This window comes from Ruegeria sp. AM7, assembly GCF_056535965.1.
In genome coordinates this window covers 3,341,839-3,358,856 of the sequence record NZ_JBQFJE010000003.1, presented here as the reverse complement: position 1 = coordinate 3,358,856, position 17,018 = coordinate 3,341,839, and the positions used below count along the sequence as shown (strand labels likewise).

Sequence of the window (17,018 nt, the reverse complement as noted above, 5' to 3'; positions counted from 1 at the left end):
TCCGGTTTCAGATGTCTTGTCGGTTGACGCTCGTAATCAGCACGTTTTGAACGCTTTTCCCAAGATCCTTCTGCGCCACCTCAAGCAAAGCCTTGCGCAATACATCAAGATTATCAGAGGTGGTGAAGTTGCCATCAAATCCACCCATGTTGGCGTGATCGAACAAGACCTGCAGGAAACGATCCCTCAGCTTGGGCTCAATCGCATAAAAATTGTCGGATATCCCGCCATCCGCTTCAAGGCTCAGTGACATCGTAACCATGCCCGAGATCCGTTCGGCTTCGACAACCGGAATTACGAATTGTTTGGTAAGCTTCAGATACTCCATCCCGCCTGACTTGTCTTTCTTGTCAGCCGATTTGGATTTGGCGTCTTTCTTTTTTTCTTTTGCTTCGGTCTTGTCCGCTTTTTTCGCGTCGCTTGGCTTTACCTCGTCCGACGGTGACAGAACAACGCCTGCGCCGATACCGCCACCGAGACCAACCAACAGAAAAATAACGGGAAGAAGTTTCTTAATCAAAGCGCGACCTCAGAACGGCAAAAGTGTATCAAGGACCTGCTGCCCGTAGCGGGGCTGCTGGACGTCGGTAATCTGGCCACGGCCCCCATAAGACACGCGCGCCGAGGCGATTTTGTCATAGGTAATTTCATTCTGTCGCGAGATATCCTGCGGGCGCACATAGCCTGTGACCAGCAGCTCTCGCAGTTCGAAATTCACTCGCAATTCTTGTGAACCGGAAATGGCCAGCACGCCGTTGGGGAGCGCATCGATAACAGTCGCGGCGACTCGCAATGTCAGCTTTTCCTTGCGCTTAACCGAGCCCTTCCCACGACTGGACGACGCCGAATCGATTGAAACCGCTTCATCCAGCGACGCCCCTTCGGGCAGTTGATCCAGCGCCCGCTGCGGCAGGCCAAACAGACCCGGTATCTCAAGATTTTCAGACCCGGATCGAGACCGGTTCGTGTCGTTCGAAATTTCAGCTTTTTCGTCAAGTTCGATGACAACAGTTAAAATATCGCCCTTTTTGATGGCGCGCTGATCCCCCAAAAGCGATTTCTGCCCCCCGGTCCAAAGCGATGATTGGTCAACAGGCCGCTGCGGTTGAGTATGCAGTGGCAAACCCGGCCAGAGCATCGCGACATGTTCCGGAGAATCCTCGTTCGGAGTAAAACTGGGCGGTTTGCCCAGATGATCCACGCGGCCACAGGCCGACAGAGCGAGCGCGCCCAAAAGAAGTGTTTTGGCAAGTCCTGACATCATTTTACCTCGATTTGACCGTCGAGCCGAATGAAACCGGTCACGGTGGTTCGGGACGACAGATTCATCACTCGGATCCGATCGCCGACAGCCCCACGCCCCAGCGCGCGTCCTTCGGCAGTGATTGACAGAGGCTGGCGGTCAAAAACTAGAACCACCAGGTCGTTGCGATCCACGAGTGCGGGTGGGCCGAAGTCACCCGCGCTAATAGGGCGACCGGGATAAAGCGCCACCCTCGCTTCCTGTCCCACCAGAATATCCGGGGTCGCAACCGCTCCGGGAACGTCCTGCTCCTTGGTGACAAGGTCGGTGGGCGCGATGATCTCTTTCGCGCGAATTGTGCGGGTTGGTACGACGATATCGGAAAGCGCCGCAGAGGGCCCTGCCAGGGCAAGGATCAAAAGAAATGTCCGCATCAGCGCACCTGTGTCGTCGCGCCCATCATCTGATCAACAGCAGAGATGACTTTGGCGTTCATTTCATAGCCCCGCTGGGCCTCGATCAGTTCGGTGACCTCACGCACGGCGTCCACCGAACTGTCCTCGAGGTAACCTTGCCGCAACGTGCCCAATCCGTCCTCACCCGGAGTGCCGACTACGGGCGCGCCCGAAGCCTCAGTTTCTTTGAACAGATTGCTGCCGATCGCCTCCAGACCTTTGGCGTTCGAAAAGCTGGCTAATGTGAATTCGCCCAACAACTGACCTTCGGGCGCGTCGTCGAAATAGGCATAGACCTCGCCCGATGCGTTAATCGAGATTGATCTTGCATCGTCTGGAATGGTAATTTCGGGCGCAACAGCGAACCCGTCCGAGGTGACGATCAGCCCCTCAGCTGATCGCTTCAAACTGCCATCGCGGGTAAATGCCGATTGGCCATTGGGCAACGTGACTTCTAGATAGCCGCGCCCTTCCACAGCCACATCGAGATCGCTGCCGGTCGCAGACAAAGCGCCCTGCGCCAATTGTACGGTGACGGCAGCAGGCCGCACGCCAAGGCCAAGTTGAATGCCCGTAGGCAGAACTGTGCCGTCATTAGCGTTCACAGACCCGGCGCGCGCCATCTGCTGATAGTGCAGATCGGCAAATTCAGCCCGCCGCGCGTTGTAGCCGGTGGTGTTCATATTAGCGAGGTTATTCGAGATCGTCTCAACCCGCATCTGCTGCGCGGTCATACCCGTCGCTGCGATTTTCAATGCCCGCATGTCAAATCCTCCGTTCTAAAGTCAGCGCATCAGCGCTTTGAGCGCGCCCCGCACCCGTTCGTCTTCGGTTTCAAGAAAGCTCTGGCCCAGCTCATAGGCGCGCTGGATTTCGACCAGCCGTGTCACTTGTTCGATCGCGTTGACGTTGGACCCTTCGAGAAAGCGATGAACGATCACAGGCTCTTCGACTGGCACTACGTCGCCGTCGCTACGGAACTGTGTGCTGCCTTCGCGCACAAGGGTCTTTGGGTCATCGACCCGGTAGACACCCAGCTGCCCCAGCAATTGCCCCTCAATACTGAGGGTGCCGTCACTGCCGACGTCGATCGAGGCCGCGTCGGGAGGTACAAAAACCGGCGCGCCGTTGCTATCCAGCACACGGTGGCCATCCATCGTGACCAAATCCCCCTCGGCACTGGGCGAGAAGGCCCCGGCGCGGGTCAAGCGATTGCCGTCCGGAGTTTCAATCATGAAGAATCCATCGCCTTCGATGGCGAAATCAAAATCCCCTCCGGTCTCAGTCAGAACCCCTTGCTGCAGAGACGTATTGCGCACCTCGGCCCGCGCCATCGACAGCGACGGATTGCCGGGCATGTCGCGCACGAATTCGGAAAACACCAACCCCTGCGCGCGGTATCCGGTGGTGTTGGCGTTGGCGATGTTATTCGCCACCAGTCGCATTTCATTCATCAGCCCCGACTGGCGGGATAAGGTGGTATAGGCGGTATCCATCAGCGACCTCCGGCGATCAGCGGGACAAGGGTTGTGGTGAAAAACGTCACCAGCGTCTGCGTCATGAAGCCCATGGAAATCCAGAACACGATGACGATGGCGATCAGCTTGGGCACAAAGGTCAGCGTCATCTCCTGCACCGAGGTCAGCGCCTGAAACAGGCCAACGATCAGGCCCGAAACCAGCGCCACCGCCAGGATCGGGACCGAGGTGATCACCGCGACCCACAGTGCCTGACGCACGATGTCATAGAAAAGACCTTCGCTGAGCATCGCGTCAGACCGGCATCCGCAGGATTTCCTGATAGGCCTCGACTACCTTGTTGCGCACGACCACGGCCGTCTCGACCGCCAGTTCGGTCTGCGCCAGTGCCTGCACCAGCGCATGCGGATCGGCCTGACCGGTCATCGCGGTTTGCGACACGGCCTCGGATTGTTTCAGCGTCGCGGCAAAATCCTGAAACGTGCTGCGCAATCCCTGCGCCATTCCGGCGTGATCGGGATCAGCCTGCGTTGCAGGGCGCGCGCCAGCATAGTTCTGTGCGGCATTCAGGGCTCGGATATCCATTCTGGTGTCCTTTATTTTCTGAGGAGTTCCATCAGGCTCGACGACATCTGACGTGTCTGGTCGAACATCTTGAGATTGGCTTCGTAACTGCGCTGCGCCTCGCGGGCATCGGCGATCTCGATCATCAGATCGACATTCGAGCCGCGATAATGGCCGGTCTCATCCGCCATCGGATGACCGGGGTCGTAAACACGTGACCCGTCGCGGCGGTCCAGCTTGACCCGACCGGCCTGCACCACCTCGCGCCCGTCTTTCTGCACGGTTTCAAACGGTACGGTCTTGCGGCGATACCCCGGCGTATCAGCGTTCGAAATATTCTCGGACACGTGTCGCAGACGCGCCGATTGCGCGCGCAGGGCGCTGGTCGAGGCGGCAAGGGAATGGGAAAAATCACTCATCTGGTTGCCTCCTTATGACCGACCGAGGCTGGTGCGCAGGATATTCATCGAGGATTTGTAGATGGTCAGTGCGCGGTCATGTTGGCGCTTGACCTCGACCGCTTTGAACATCTCTTCCTCGACAGAGACACCGTTGCCATTGGGATCACCCGAGGGCGCGACATCATATTCGGCCCAGGGCTGCGACGCGTTGTTACCGTTCAAATGCCCAGCGCGCGTGGCGGTCATCGCACTTTTGTGCCCGGTCATTTCAAATGCTTTTTGAAAGGCCTCAAGATCGCGGGGCTGGTAGCCCGGCGTATCCGCATTGGCCATGTTGCGCGCAATTACCGCCTGCCGTTGCCCGGCATGGGTTGCCATTGCGTGCGCTGTCTTAAAGACGTTCAGGTCATAGAACATCGGGGCTTCTCCCTCGATCAATTTCAATCAAGGCTTAACCCCGATTCCTTTAGAAACCGTTTTCAGAAACCCGTTGGAGAACCCAAGATGTCCGATCTCGACCCAAGCTTGCTGAAATGCGAATTCGACCGTCTTTCTGCGGTACGACATATGGGGCGTGTGTCCGGCGTGGCGCGTGGAGTCATTGAAATTCAAGGGCTTGAGGGGCAGGCGCGGATTGGCGACCACCTGACCCTGCGGCGGCGCAGCGGCCCCGATCTGGCCGGAGAGGTGCTGCATGTCGAATCAGATCTGATTCATATGATGCCTACCGCCGCGCCCGATGGTGTCTGTCTGGGCGATCAGGTGATTCTGGACCAGACCCCCGCTTTTGCGCCGGCAATGCATTGGCTTGGACGGGTGGTTGATCCGTTCGGGAAACCACTGGATGGCAAGCCTCTGCTGCCCGGCACACAGGATCGCGACATCATGCAGGCCCCGCCCCCTGCCGTCGCCCGCAAACCGCTGGGCGCGCGGATGGAGGCAGGGTTGGCCATGCTCAACACCATGCTGCCTGTGGTGCAGGGGCAGCGCGTTGGGCTGTTTGCGGGCTCGGGCGTGGGCAAGTCGACGCTGCTGGCCACGCTGGCCAAGTCGATGCAGGCGGATGCCGTTGTCGTCGCGTTGGTTGGGGAACGCGGGCGCGAGGTGAATGAATTCGTCGAACACGCGCTTGGGCACGAGGGGATGAAACGGTCGGTTGTGGTGGCCGCAACCTCGGACCAGTCCGCGCTGGCCCGCCGACGCTGCGCGTGGTCCGCGATGGCGGTGGCAGAATATCTGCGCGATCAGGGGGTGAACGTGTTGTTTCTGGCCGATTCGGTCACTCGCTTTGCCGAGGCGCATCGCGAAATCGCCGTCGCCATGGGCGAATCCCCGTCGTTGCGCGGTTTCCCTCCGTCGGTTACACCGCTGATCGCCGGTCTGTGCGAACGCGCCGGACCGGGCAAGGCGGATCAGGGCGATATCACCGCCGTGTTCAGTGTTCTGGTGGCCGGGTCGGATATGGATGAACCCGTGGCCGATATTCTGCGCGGCGTTCTGGACGGCCATATCGTCCTGAGCCGCGAGATTGCCGAGCGCGGGCGTTTCCCAGCCATCGACCTCAGCCGCTCGGTCTCGCGCAGCCTGCCGGGTGCGGCGTCCGAGGACGAAAACCGCATGATCGCCGAGGCCCGCAAGCTGGTCGGCAGCTATGAGCAATCCGAGGTGATGATCAAGGCGGGGCTGTATTCCGAGGGCGCGGACCCGCTGCTGGATCAGGCCGTGCGGGTGCATGAGGAACTGGATGCTTTCTTTGCCAAACCCGAACCGGATGGAATCAAGAACAGCTTCAACCACCTGCAACTGATCCTACGACGGGCCGGGTCCACGCTGGCACGGCAGTAAAATCCGGACAGTTTTAAGTGTTAAGCCCACCTTAAGAACTGCCCGGCTACCCCTGTAGTCGGGTGATAAAAAAGGTGGTGGAGATGGGTGCGCAATCCAATGCGGCGCCAATCATCATCAAGAAGAAACGTGTGTCAGGTGGCGATGGTCACCACGGTGGCGCGTGGAAAGTCGCATATGCCGACTTTGTCACGGCCATGATGGCGTTCTTCATGTTGATGTGGCTGCTGAATGCAACGACGGAAAAACAACGCAAAGGGCTGGCGGATTATTTCTCGCCAACGATTCCGGTGAATCCAGTCTCGGGCGGAGGCGACGGAGCCTTTGGCGGCAACAACATGTTTTCGGAATTGACCATGGTCATGGATGGCTCGGGTGCCAGTCAGCGCAGCCCCACCGCCGCCCGTCAGGCAAGGGGGTCGATCGGTGTCGCCAATGAAGGGGGCAAGCAAAGCACCGAGGAGTTCTCGACCCTTGAAGCGCGCCTTATGGGACGAACCGGAGAGAGCATGGTCTCAGACAAGGTGCTGAAACACATTGTCACGCGCGTGACCGATGAAGGGTTGGTGGTCGAACTGTTCGACACTGAGGATCAACCTCTTTTCGAATCGGGCAGCGACACACCGACTGCGATCATGCGTGCTCTGGCGCTATTGGTTGCCCGTTCTTCTGACCTTGTGACCAACGATATCGCGGTTGAGGGTCACGTTGGCTCGTCTCCGGTCGTGGTGGCCAGTAATCCGGTTTGGACAGTATCGACATCTCGGGCGCAGAAAGTGCGTCAGATGCTTCAGGATAAGGGTGTTCAACCTGTTCGACTGGATCGGGTTACCGGTCACGCGGATCGCGAACTACATGATGAGAACCCGATGGCGGCGCGAAATAACAGGATCGAGATCATCTTCCTGCGCAATTCCTGATAGGAAAAGGATAGGACGCATTTTACCTGTTAGCGCGCTGTTAAGGCCCAGCGCGTTAGCTGTTGCATCAAGGATTGACGCAACAGAAGGGCGTGCCCATGACTATTTCATCTTCATTGAATGCTGGCGTGGCTGCATTGAAGGCCAATGCAAATCGGTTGGCAACGATTTCCGACAACATCGCCAACTCGTCCACCTTTGGGTACAAGCGGGTTGAAACTGATTTTCATTCCATGGTCACGTCTGGCCAAGGCGGCAGCTATTCGGCGGGCGGTGTGCGCACCACCAGCCAGCGACTGATCGACCAGCGCGGCTCGCTGGTAACGACGAACAACTCGACCGATCTGGCAGTACGCGGGCGTGGAATGCTACCGGTGCGTCCCAGTTCCCAGATCGCGGGTGGTTCGAACGAGATGTTGTTGACCACAACCGGTTCGTTTCGCACCAATGAAGAAGGGTATCTGGTCACCGAATCCGGTTTGGTTTTGCTAGGCTGGCGGGCAAATCCTGACGGGTCCATCCCGGCAGTACCACGGGACACGCCCGCCGCGCTGGAGCCCATTCAACTGAGTGTCAATCAGTTGTCCGGTGCGCCAACCACGCAGATGAACTTGCGGATGAACTTGCCTGCTACCGCAACAGATGCAGGGGCATCTGGGGACAGCCAACCTCTGTCCGTCGAATATTTTGACAATCTGGGCAAATCGGAAAGCATCGATATCGAACTGGTGCCCACCGTTCCCGCAACAGGGTCCAGCAATGAATGGACCATGATCATGCGCGATTCGGCTTCGGGCGGCGCGGTGATCGGGGAATATACTTTGACCTTTACCGACAGCCGGACAGCAGGCGGCACCCTTGCCAGCGTCACGGCAGTTTCGGGCGGTGCTTATGACCCTGCCACCGGCAGCGTTGTGGTGAACGTGGCGGGCGGCCCGATGGAGGTTAATATCGGCCAGATCGGCGACGCAGATGGGATCACACAGTTGTCCGATACATTCGCGCCGGTTTCGATCACTCGGGATGGGTCAGCTGTGGGAACAATGACCAGTGTTCAGGTCGACGAGAACGGCTATGTCTACGCGTTTTATGACACTGGCGTCAGCCGCCGTATGTTCCAGATTCCATTGGCAGATGTTCCCAATCCCAACGGTTTGACGGCATTGGACAGCCAAACCTATGCACCGTCACGCGAAAGCGGCACGTTCTTTTTGTGGAATGCGGGTGAAGGCCCGACGGGTGATCTGGTTTCTTTCGCGCGCGAGGAATCCACCACCGATGTCGCGACCGAACTGACCTCGATGATCCAAACGCAGCGCGCTTACTCTTCAAGCGCGAAAGTCATCCAGACGGTCGATGAGATGCTGCAGGAAACCACCAATATCAAACGCTGATTTCGGCGCTAACCCAGCGAAAGGATCCGTGCCATGAACATGTCGACGGCCCTGAACAATGCCATTGGCGGTCTTACGGCCGCCAGCCGCGGCGCCTCGGTAGTGTCCGAAAACATCGCCAACGCGCTAACGCCCGGCTATGCACGCAGAAGTCTGGAACTGACGACGAATACGATTTCTGGCCATGGCGTTAGAACCGTCGGCGTGGTTCGAAACCAGGATCCTGTGCTGACAGCCAACCGCCGCACCGCAGATGCCGAACTGGCACGTCAATCGACCGTTTCAGGTTTTCACAGCAGATTGGAGGGACTTGTCGGCACCCCGGATGACGCCACATCCCTTGCAGCCCGTCTGGCCGATTTCGACGGCGCCTTGATCACCGCGTCCAGTCTGCCCGACTCGTCAGAGCGTCTGGATCAGGTTGCCCGCACGGGTCGCGATCTCGCAAACAGTCTGAATGCAGCCTCGGAAGGGCTGCGTGATCTGCGGTCGGACGCGGATCGGTCAATTGGTCGATTTGTCGACAGGCTAAACCAGACGTTGACCGACATTGAGACATTGAATGCCAAAATTCCCGCCGTCAAATACGCCGGTGGTGAGATTGGGGCCTTGCTGGACCAAAGGCAGGTTCTGATCGATCAAGTCAACGAGGTTATTCCAGTAAATGTTGTGCCTCGGGCCAATGATCAGGTGTCCATCTACTCGGATGGAGGGTTGATCTTGCTTGAAGGTACAGCAGCCGAGTTTACCTTCACAACAACTGGCGAGACCAAGCCCCATATGACTGTGGCAAACGGCTTGTTGTCGGGCCTGCAGATGAACGGAAACCCGGTTCGCACCAGCGGTGACAACGCGCAGATCAAAGGGGGTGCTCTTGCCGCTGAGTTCGAAATCCGCGATGAGCTTGCTGTTGAGGCCCAGGGTAATCTGGACACGGTCGCGCGCGATCTGATCGAGCGGTTTGAAACACCGGGTCTGGACCCTACGGCGCTGGCCACCGATCCGGGGTTGTTCACTGATGAAGGCGATCGTTTTGATCCGACCGCGCCAGCCGGTCTGGCCTCGCGGGTTAACCTGAATGCTGTTGTCGATCCTGACAACGGCGGCCAAAGCTGGAAATTGCGCGCAGGCCTAGGGGCGATAACCCCCGGAGACCCCGGAAACGCCACGCAATTGCAGGCGTTCGGGGCCGCTCTTTCGCAAGCGCGACCGGTAGCCGCGTCCCCTTTCGGGACCGGGGACATGCGCGCATCCGACCTGACAGAGGCGCTTCTATCCAGGACCGGTGCGAACGCGCACACGGCCAGTCAACGTCTGACTTTCGCCAATAGCGCCCAGCTTGAGATGACCAAGATCGAAGCAGAACAAGGCGTTGACACGGATCAGGAGCTTCAGCGTCTGATCCAAATTGAACAGATCTATTCAGCGAACGCGCGGCTTATCTCGGTCGTGGATGAGTTGATGGAAACATTGCTGAGGTTGTGATCATGACTTTGACATCTATAGGTGATTTGGCGCGCGGCCTCACTCTGAAAAGCCGCGCAACCGAAATCAAAACCCAGATCGAAACTCTGTCCTACGAAATGTCCACGGGCAAAGTGCAGGACGTCAGTGGCCGTCTGGACGGGGACTATTCTCATTTGCTTGATCTCGATCGCAGTCTGTCGCGGCTTGAGGCGTTCAAAGTCTCGACTGCCGAGGCCAGCTTGTTCACCGATGCCATGCAGCTAAGCCTGACAACGATTAACGACTCGGTCGGAGAGATAACCGCCGCACTTTTGTCTTTTGGAACGTCCAATCAAGCGGTTACCCACGAAAATGCCTCGGTTCAGGCAAGGAATGAGCTGGACACGATCATGTCAGCACTGAACACCCGTGCCGGGGGGCGCAGTCTGTTTTCAGGCACAGCAACGGATGTCTCACCCTTGCCAGCCGCAGATACCCTTCTGACAGCGCTTGAGGCCGAGTTGACCGGGTTGGTCACGGCAACAGATATTCGGCAGGCGGCGGAAGACTGGTTCAATGACCCCACGGGTTTTGATGCGGTTATTTACCAAGGTTCGGCTGCAACGCTTTCTCCGATGCAAATTTCTGAGAATGAAAGCGTCAACGTACCGGTAACTGCGACCGACCCGGCGCTGAAGGCCGCGATCAGGGACATCGCTGTCGCTGCTCTGGTCTCGGATAACGCATTGAACCTACCCCGCGATCAACGAACCGCGCTGTTCAAGCAGTTGGGTGTCGATCTGGCCAACACGCAAAATGAAACAGTAAACCTGCGCGCTCTGGTCGGTGCAGCAGAAGCCCGAATTGATCAGGCGGCGACACGCAACAGCGCAGCAATGACAAGCCTTGAATTCAGTCGAAACGAACTGATTACCGCGGACCCGTATCAAACCGCTGCGCAGTTGCAGACAGTCCAGTTTCAATTGGAAAGCCTGTATTCCGTAACCGTTCGCAACGCGAACCTGTCACTGGTGAACTTCCTGAGATGAGAGTTCTGGTTTTCATTTTGATGTTGCTGCCTGGTCTGGCCTCGGCTGGCGCGATCCGGTTGAAAGACCTCGTGGACTTTGATGGTGTTCGGGGAAATGACCTTGTCGGCTATGGCCTTGTGGTTGGCCTGAACGGAACAGGGGATGGGCTGCGCAATTCTCCATTTACCGAGGAAATCATGTCCAACATCCTCGAACGTTTGGGCGTGAACGTGAACGGTGAGGATTTTCGACCCAAAAACGTGGCCGCCGTGTTGGTAACCGCCAGCTTGCCGCCATTTGCCAGGGTCGGTGGCCAGATTGACGTGACGGTTTCAGCCATCGGGGATTCCAACAGTCTTTTAGGAGGCACCCTGATCATGACGCCCTTGAACGCAGCGGACGGTCAGATCTATGCGGTCGCCCAAGGCACCGTTCTGGCAGGTGGTGCCGCTGTCGAGGGCGAAGCCGCGTCTGTCGTGCGCGGGGTTCCGACCTCTGGCGTCATCCCCTCTGGGGCGAGGGTCGAGCGCGAGATTGATTTTGACCTTTCGTCACTGACGCAAATGCGGCTGGCGCTCAGAGAGCCGGATTTTACTACCGCTGGCCGGATTGAGTCTGCAATCAACACGGAGTTTAACCGCCCCGTTGCCATCATGCGAGATTCTGGCACGGTGGAGTTGAACATTGCCGCAACACAGTCGATCTCGACGGCGCATGCGTTGGGTCGGATCGAAAACATTCTGGTCGAGCCGGAAACCAAAGCGCGCGTCGTGGTGGATCAGCGCTCTGGCACGATTGTCATGGGTCAAGAAGTCCGCATTTCGCGCGTTGCAGTCTCGCAGGGGAACCTGACCCTCACGGTAGAAGAAGCCCCTATTGCAGTACAACCCAACCCGTTTGCGCGTGGTGAAACAGTTGTTGTCCCTAGAACGATAGCCGGGATCGAAGAAGAAGAAGGGACTGGTTTGGCTGAAATCCCCGAGGCAACAACCCTATCAGAGGTTGTTGCCGGCCTGAACGCATTAGGCGTTTCCCCCCGCGACATGATCGATATTCTGAAAACGATCAAAGCCGCTGGGGCATTGCACGCGGAATTTGTGGTGCGTTAAGGGTTCGGCGGGGCCATGGGCCCCATCCTGCCTTTCGCGAAATAAGAACGGGGTTATTTGGATTTCCAGCTGTCCAGCCACTTCCTGAACCTGCTGCTTTGCTCTCCAATCGCATCACCTGCGGCATATAACCCGTCTTCGACGTTTTCGATTACGGGATCGACCCGCGCTGCGCGGAACCTGCGCCAACGCACCCATATGGCCCAAACGATCGCGAAAAAGACGGTCAGGAAAATGATGTTGAACCAAGGGATCAACCGCACATCGGGGCTATCGACCGGGCGAACAGAAACAGCATTTGGAAAGATCGACATTAGCTGATTACGCCAGCCGTAATGGCGCAGCACCACCCATTGCGGATTATCCGCAGTCGAGACCAGATTGGTCAGTTCGGCCTGCAGGTTTGAACTATCGAGTTTGAAGTAAGGTGGCCATCCCCAGCCGGTGTCTTCATTGCGGTAAACACGCGGTTTGCCATTGGGGCGGAAGGTTTCAACAAACCGCACGTCGCGGTTCACGGTCTGCGCGCCCTCTTGCCCGGTATCCTGCTGCGCCCAGAAGATCGAGTTCTCACCGAAATCGACGCGCCGCACCTCGGTCTTGACGATCCGCACCACATCCTGCTGCGGCAGGGTGTATTCAAGAACCGAAGCAACCAGCCCCCAGAAGACGATGATGAATGCCCATTTGATATAGACCATCTATTCGGCCCTCACATGAAATTTGTTATATAGATCAGCAGGGCAATGCCCCCCAGCGGGATGACATAGACACCCAGCAGCAGTTTCTTTCGGAATGAGTTATCATACTGCCGCATCCCCCGCTGCAGAAATGCGTCACGATCGCCGTGCAGCCCTTTCTTTTCCCAATGTGCGATCAGTTTACGACGGCGTATCAGACGGGAATAGATCGACAACCCGACATAAATCACGGTCAGAATGACCAGTAAGGGGATCAGAAAACGGATTGCGACGATCATTCAGCTTCTCCCTACCGCGCCCCAAGGGCCGACCCGCGCGATGACCGCGTCGCTGACCCGGTCGGTGCCGCTCATGTCCGGTTCATGACCGAACAGCGCGGCGCGGGCACCGGCCTTGTCCACCTGATACTCGCGCGCGAGGAAGTCGGCAACATAGGCTTTCTTGGTGTCCGGCCAAGTGGAATAGGTCCGGTAGAACAGCTCTTTGTGGCAGATGAACATCTGGCGCGGGTCCAGCGGGGCCAGCTCGGCCAGTAGCATGTTGACCAGATCGCGGTTCGGCGTGTCGGCGGCGCGCAGCGTATAGAAATAAGCTGGGTGGTCCGAGGTGATCCGCGGCCACGGCCCTCCGTCACTGGCCCAACGCAGCAACTGGGTCAGGCCATGATAGGCCTCGGGCAGGTGATCGGCGTGGTTGCGGGCCAGACGGCGCATATCGCTGCGGTCTAGCCCGGTCAGGTCAACGCCAGCGTCAGCTGCGGCATGGATGGTCAGGAAATCCATCTTTTGCTGCAACACAGCAGCCGAGTTCACGCCGCGCGCCTCGATAATCGTTTCGACCAGAGAGTTATCGTTTAGGAAGACCGCAATCTGGTGCCGTTGCACCGGATCGAACACGTGGTTCAACGGCATATCATCAGCCCGGTCGCCCATGCATATCGCCGCCGGATAGTCCAGGTCGGGGAACAGGTAGAGCCCGCCGAAATGCGCCGTCCAGAAATTGCGCTGTTCAAACGCAGTGTGACGCAGGTGAACGGGGTTTCGGGTGACGTCCCCGGTTTCTTTGGCGGTTTCGATCATTTTGGCGATCAGTACATCGTCGAACCAGGCGTCCTCTTGGGTTTTGAACTGTTCGACCATGCCTGCAAGTTGTTCAGCCCTGCGCAGAGTGCCGCCCACCGTGTCGGCTTCAATCTCAATCTTGCGTAGGTTCAGAAGATCGGCGGGCGTGGTGAGTTTGAAGACCGAGTTCACCAGCTCTCCGGTCACCGCATCTGTGGCAGTCAGGGCAAACAGCTGCGCCTCATTCATCTCGATGAATTCGCGCAGAATATCACGCGAGGTCGAGAATTTGACGTTCAACAAAGGCGCGCGTTTCTGTTCGGTCGTCAGCAGGATGAATTGCCGGTTCACCCCGTTGGGATTGAGGTAAAGCGGGTCGTCCAATTCCTGCCCCACCTCGGGCGAGTAGCCCGAGATATCCACATGGAAATCTGTCAGATCAGTAGTCTTGCCCGCCAGATGCTGCAACGCGCGGTTATACCGCTCGACCAAGGCCGGGCTGGAGATGTGGACGAGATTGCCGAACATCAGGCCTTTTTCGATGAGGCGGATCATGGAAGATACCTTTCGAAAACCCATCGCCCCAGAAGAAGCAAAATTGATAAGATCACGCCGAGGAAACACCCAAATAGCAGGAAGCTCAGAAAAACTTCGCTTGGTGAATCCGTTGCGCCACAACTACGAATGACCCGGAAGTTTTCGGGCATCAACCCGTCCCAACCGCAAATAGTGGCGGTCATAAATACAGCCAAACTGACCGCAAATAAGACTGCGGCGATGATCACTCTCAAGTTCGTCACCTCATCATTCTATTCAGACGACCAACAACCACAACTGCCAGCACCAACAGTGGCAGCGCAAACGCCCGCGCAGTGATCTGCAAGTTGAACCCGATGTAAGACACCACGCTGCCTTCAAACAGGATCAGGGTCTCGTCCCACGACGCGCCTTCAAAGCCGCTGCCTGCATTCACACCGAACTGCGTCAGATACAGAACCGCTACGGCGCCCAGAAATCCGAACACACCCCAACGCAGGGGCAGGATCAGGCCCAGTACAAGCGCCAAACCAGAGATTGCGAGAGTTAAAGTCATGTCATTACGTCCTTTTTCCGGCGATGCGTGACTGCATACGCTCCGCCGGCCAAGATCATTGCGGGGACGAACCAGAACAACGCCTGCGCAAGAAAATGTGAAGTGGCCTGACCCGGACCGAAGGCGTGGACCAATGAGGCGGGGCGCAGGACCGAGGCACCGTTGATCCAGATTTCAAACAGGGCGCTCCAGATATAGGTGACTGCGAAAACGATCAGCACCAGCATCGCAAAAGCACGGCGGGAGGGTGACCGGCGGCGGGCGACCATGATGCCGAAAAACAGGCAAACGCCGATGAGCGAGCCGAAAATCAGGATCAGGCCACCGGTCATGTTTTGCCCTCCAAATACCGCCGCTTGGCCTCTTCCATCCGTCCCATCTCGCGCACGGCGTCCTCAATCGCGACTTCATCGCTCTTGTCGGCATAGCGGAACTCGCTGTCGGCGTAGCGGTTGATCTCCTGCATCACCATGTCCACCGTGATCGGCTGGCGCAGCTCCTCGATCATGGCTTTCTTGGTGTCGTAGTCGCGGAACAGGAACAGGTCGGGGTTTTCCATCCATTCGTCGGGCAGTTCGAAATCCATCGCGCGGACCTTGACCGCGTCGGTGATGTTCTTGATCGCGCGACCCGTGAAGCGCTCATCCGCCTGCTGGATCGCCTTGAGGTAGGTGCCCAGCTTGGCAATCGTGTCCATCTGGCCGATATCACCGGACACCCGGTCATAGACCTGCAGCAGAGCGTCCTCATGCGGGCGGGAGTGGCTTTCGAAACTGGCGGCGACGGCCTTTTTGATCTCCTGCGCGGCATAGGCTTCGTGCTCGCCCAGCGGGATGTCGTGGTTGCGGCCCATCAGCAGGTGCAGGATGTCGATGTAATCCTCGCGCGTTTGTGGCCCATCCACCAGGAACCGTGCGCCCGCCCGCTGGCGCAGGGCGTCGTCCACATTCTCGGGGTAGTTCGAGAACATGCCAAAGGTGCAGTTGCCGCGTACAACGGTGCTGGCGCCCGCAAAGCTCTCCATCAGCACGGCGGTGATTTCCAATTGCCCAGCGCTGGACTGCCGGTCGCCGCGTTTGCCTGCCAGTTGGTCGATATCGTCGATGGTGCCAAAGCCGATGACCGAGGGGTCGATGATCGTGTTTATAAACGCCTTGGCGTTCTGGCCGGACTTACCCTGATAGCTGTCGATATTGTCGGTGCTCAGGTTCTGATACCGGAACGGATAGCCCGCGTTCTGACAGTAATCATTGATCAGCCCGGCCATCATCTGAATCAGGGTGGTCTTGCCGGTGCCCGGTTTGCCGTCGCCCATGAAGGTAAAGATGAACCCGCCAAGCTCCGCAAACGGGTTCAGGCGACGGTCGAAATCATAGGCCATCACCATCTTGGCCAGCTTCATTGCCTGATATTTGGCGATGTGGTTGCCCACCACCTCGTTCGGCTTCTTGAACGTCATGGTCAGGGTGGTGGACTTGGCCTTGGAGGCGGGCTCGAACCCCCGAATTGTCAGGTCGTCGGCCTCAATATGCCACGCGGCGTTCTGGAACGGGGCCAGATGGCGCGCGGACTGCGCGCGCAGGGCGGCCTTGTCCATCAGTTGTTCTGCATAGGCGCTCGTGGCCGCGATCAGATGCGCATCATCGGGTGCGTGTTTTGCCAACACTTGATCCAGCTCCCACAGGGCACCATGCAGAGCAAGCTGGCCATTGTCGGTCAGGACCTCTTCGATCTCGCCGAGGTCGACGGTGGTCTCGCCCAGATGCGAAGACATCAGATAGGCCAGTGCATTGCCGAATGTATGCAAAGTGATCAGAGCCTCGGCCGTCAGCAATTCCGAGAATTCTGTTTTGCGCGCGGCGGGCAGATCCCCCGCCAGGTTGGCGCGTTTCAGATCGGCCAGCGGGGTCTGTTCCGCATAAGCCTCAGCCACGGCCAAAGCGATCGCGATCGCCCGGCGAATGGCTTGCTGCGTGGTGGCTTGCGGTGGCGAAACCAGCGTATCGCCGTCGTCCGATGCCTCGATCCGCTCAACCAGATGCACCCCGTCCGCACGCACGCTGCGCCGTGTCACCAACCCCGGTGTCGTCGACCGAAACCGCCGTCCCGTCGAAACACCCGGAGACCGCTCGACCGCCGCCTCAACCGGTTTGGCAATCCGCGGTGCGTGTTCGAACCCGTTCAGCAAAGCGGTCGCTGCTGAGTAATGTTTGCGAATATCGTCTTCGCGCAATTCCATCTGATCTGACGTCAAACTCATTTCAAAAACCGCCGTTG

21 protein-coding genes are annotated in these 17,018 nt (G+C 58.0%); 6 read left to right on the top strand and 15 right to left on the bottom strand.

The features are described 5' to 3' along the window. Positions 1-7: 7 nt before the first annotated feature. Genes ACR3EG_RS20680 through ACR3EG_RS20640 form a run of 9 tightly spaced genes read right to left on the bottom strand, consistent with a single transcriptional unit; the run spans position 8 to position 4,558 of the window. Positions 8-520 (bottom strand): flagellar basal body-associated FliL family protein, encoded by a 513-nt coding sequence (locus tag ACR3EG_RS20680; protein ID WP_480497845.1) that lies wholly within the window; start codon positions 518-520, stop codon positions 8-10. Positions 521-529: 9 nt separating this feature from the next. Next, positions 530-1,261 (bottom strand): flagellar basal body L-ring protein FlgH, encoded by a 732-nt coding sequence (gene flgH, locus ACR3EG_RS20675; RefSeq protein WP_480497846.1) that lies wholly within the window; start codon positions 1,259-1,261, stop codon positions 530-532. Continuing rightward, on the bottom strand, positions 1,261-1,677 hold the full coding sequence (gene flgA / locus ACR3EG_RS20670; protein WP_480497848.1) for a flagellar basal body P-ring formation chaperone FlgA: 417 nt from the start codon (positions 1,675-1,677) through the stop codon (positions 1,261-1,263). Before flgA ends, flgH begins: the two co-directional genes overlap by 1 nt. Further along, the gene (flgG, locus tag ACR3EG_RS20665) at positions 1,677-2,462 is read right to left on the bottom strand and encodes a flagellar basal-body rod protein FlgG (RefSeq protein ID WP_170755363.1); all 786 of its coding nucleotides are present in this window, start codon (positions 2,460-2,462) and stop codon (positions 1,677-1,679) included. The genes flgA and flgG overlap by 1 nt, the downstream gene beginning before the upstream one ends. 21 nt (positions 2,463-2,483) lie before the next feature. Further along, positions 2,484-3,194: a flagellar hook-basal body complex protein gene (locus tag ACR3EG_RS20660; RefSeq protein ID WP_480497851.1), complete on the bottom strand. Its 711-nt coding sequence runs from the start codon at positions 3,192-3,194 to the stop codon at positions 2,484-2,486. After that, entirely contained in the window at positions 3,194-3,466 is a 273-nt protein-coding gene (locus tag ACR3EG_RS20655) for a flagellar biosynthetic protein FliQ (RefSeq protein ID WP_170353788.1), read from the bottom strand. The genes ACR3EG_RS20660 and ACR3EG_RS20655 overlap by 1 nt, the downstream gene beginning before the upstream one ends. Positions 3,467-3,470: 4 nt before the next feature. Next, complete coding sequence (gene fliE, locus ACR3EG_RS20650; protein ID WP_480497853.1) at positions 3,471-3,761, bottom strand: flagellar hook-basal body complex protein FliE; 291 nt, start codon at positions 3,759-3,761, stop codon at positions 3,471-3,473. Between the two features lie 11 nt (positions 3,762-3,772). After that, complete coding sequence (gene flgC, locus ACR3EG_RS20645; RefSeq protein ID WP_209195564.1) at positions 3,773-4,159, bottom strand: flagellar basal body rod protein FlgC; 387 nt, start codon at positions 4,157-4,159, stop codon at positions 3,773-3,775. A 12-nt stretch (positions 4,160-4,171) separates the two neighbouring features. Next, positions 4,172-4,558, bottom strand: coding sequence for a FlgB family protein (locus ACR3EG_RS20640; RefSeq protein WP_480497855.1), 387 nt, complete (start codon positions 4,556-4,558; stop codon positions 4,172-4,174). Positions 4,559-4,645: 87 nt separating this feature from the next. Between ACR3EG_RS20640 and ACR3EG_RS20635 the strand changes: the two genes are divergently transcribed. From ACR3EG_RS20635 to ACR3EG_RS20610, 6 genes are all read left to right on the top strand, one after another. Further along, complete coding sequence (locus ACR3EG_RS20635) at positions 4,646-5,986, top strand: FliI/YscN family ATPase (protein WP_480497857.1); 1,341 nt, start codon at positions 4,646-4,648, stop codon at positions 5,984-5,986. An 83-nt stretch (positions 5,987-6,069) separates the two neighbouring features. Beyond that, complete coding sequence (locus tag ACR3EG_RS20630; RefSeq protein ID WP_480497859.1) at positions 6,070-6,906, top strand: flagellar motor protein MotB; 837 nt, start codon at positions 6,070-6,072, stop codon at positions 6,904-6,906. A 98-nt stretch (positions 6,907-7,004) separates the two neighbouring features. Then, the gene (locus ACR3EG_RS20625; protein WP_209195567.1) at positions 7,005-8,300 is read left to right on the top strand and encodes a flagellar hook protein FlgE; all 1,296 of its coding nucleotides are present in this window, start codon (positions 7,005-7,007) and stop codon (positions 8,298-8,300) included. Positions 8,301-8,333: 33 nt separating this feature from the next. Next, positions 8,334-9,785, top strand: coding sequence for a flagellar hook-associated protein FlgK (flgK, locus tag ACR3EG_RS20620; protein WP_480497861.1), 1,452 nt, complete (start codon positions 8,334-8,336; stop codon positions 9,783-9,785). Between the two features lie 2 nt (positions 9,786-9,787). Continuing rightward, a complete protein-coding gene (locus tag ACR3EG_RS20615) occupies positions 9,788-10,795 on the top strand; it encodes a flagellin (protein WP_480497863.1) in 1,008 nt (335 codons plus the stop codon). Further along, entirely contained in the window at positions 10,792-11,886 is a 1,095-nt protein-coding gene (locus tag ACR3EG_RS20610; protein ID WP_170755354.1) for a flagellar basal body P-ring protein FlgI, read from the top strand. Before ACR3EG_RS20615 ends, ACR3EG_RS20610 begins: the two co-directional genes overlap by 4 nt. A 53-nt stretch (positions 11,887-11,939) precedes the next feature. Here the strand turns inward: ACR3EG_RS20610 and ACR3EG_RS20605 are convergent, their stop codons facing one another. The 6 genes from ACR3EG_RS20605 to ACR3EG_RS20580 form a co-directional block, all read right to left on the bottom strand. Then, positions 11,940-12,587, bottom strand: coding sequence for a DUF1523 family protein (locus ACR3EG_RS20605; protein WP_170353798.1), 648 nt, complete (start codon positions 12,585-12,587; stop codon positions 11,940-11,942). A gap of 11 nt (positions 12,588-12,598) precedes the next feature. Beyond that, positions 12,599-12,865, bottom strand: coding sequence for a hypothetical protein (locus ACR3EG_RS20600; protein WP_170353799.1), 267 nt, complete (start codon positions 12,863-12,865; stop codon positions 12,599-12,601). Continuing rightward, a complete protein-coding gene (locus ACR3EG_RS20595; RefSeq protein ID WP_480497865.1) occupies positions 12,866-14,203 on the bottom strand; it encodes a DUF6638 family protein in 1,338 nt (445 codons plus the stop codon). Positions 14,204-14,444: 241 nt separating this feature from the next. Continuing rightward, a complete protein-coding gene (locus ACR3EG_RS20590; RefSeq protein ID WP_170353801.1) occupies positions 14,445-14,741 on the bottom strand; it encodes a hypothetical protein in 297 nt (98 codons plus the stop codon). Beyond that, the gene (locus ACR3EG_RS20585) at positions 14,738-15,073 is read right to left on the bottom strand and encodes a hypothetical protein (RefSeq protein ID WP_480497867.1); all 336 of its coding nucleotides are present in this window, start codon (positions 15,071-15,073) and stop codon (positions 14,738-14,740) included. The genes ACR3EG_RS20590 and ACR3EG_RS20585 overlap by 4 nt, the downstream gene beginning before the upstream one ends. Next, on the bottom strand, positions 15,070-17,001 hold the full coding sequence (locus ACR3EG_RS20580) for an AAA family ATPase (protein WP_480497869.1): 1,932 nt from the start codon (positions 16,999-17,001) through the stop codon (positions 15,070-15,072). The genes ACR3EG_RS20585 and ACR3EG_RS20580 overlap by 4 nt, the downstream gene beginning before the upstream one ends. Positions 17,002-17,018: the final 17 nt, after the last annotated feature.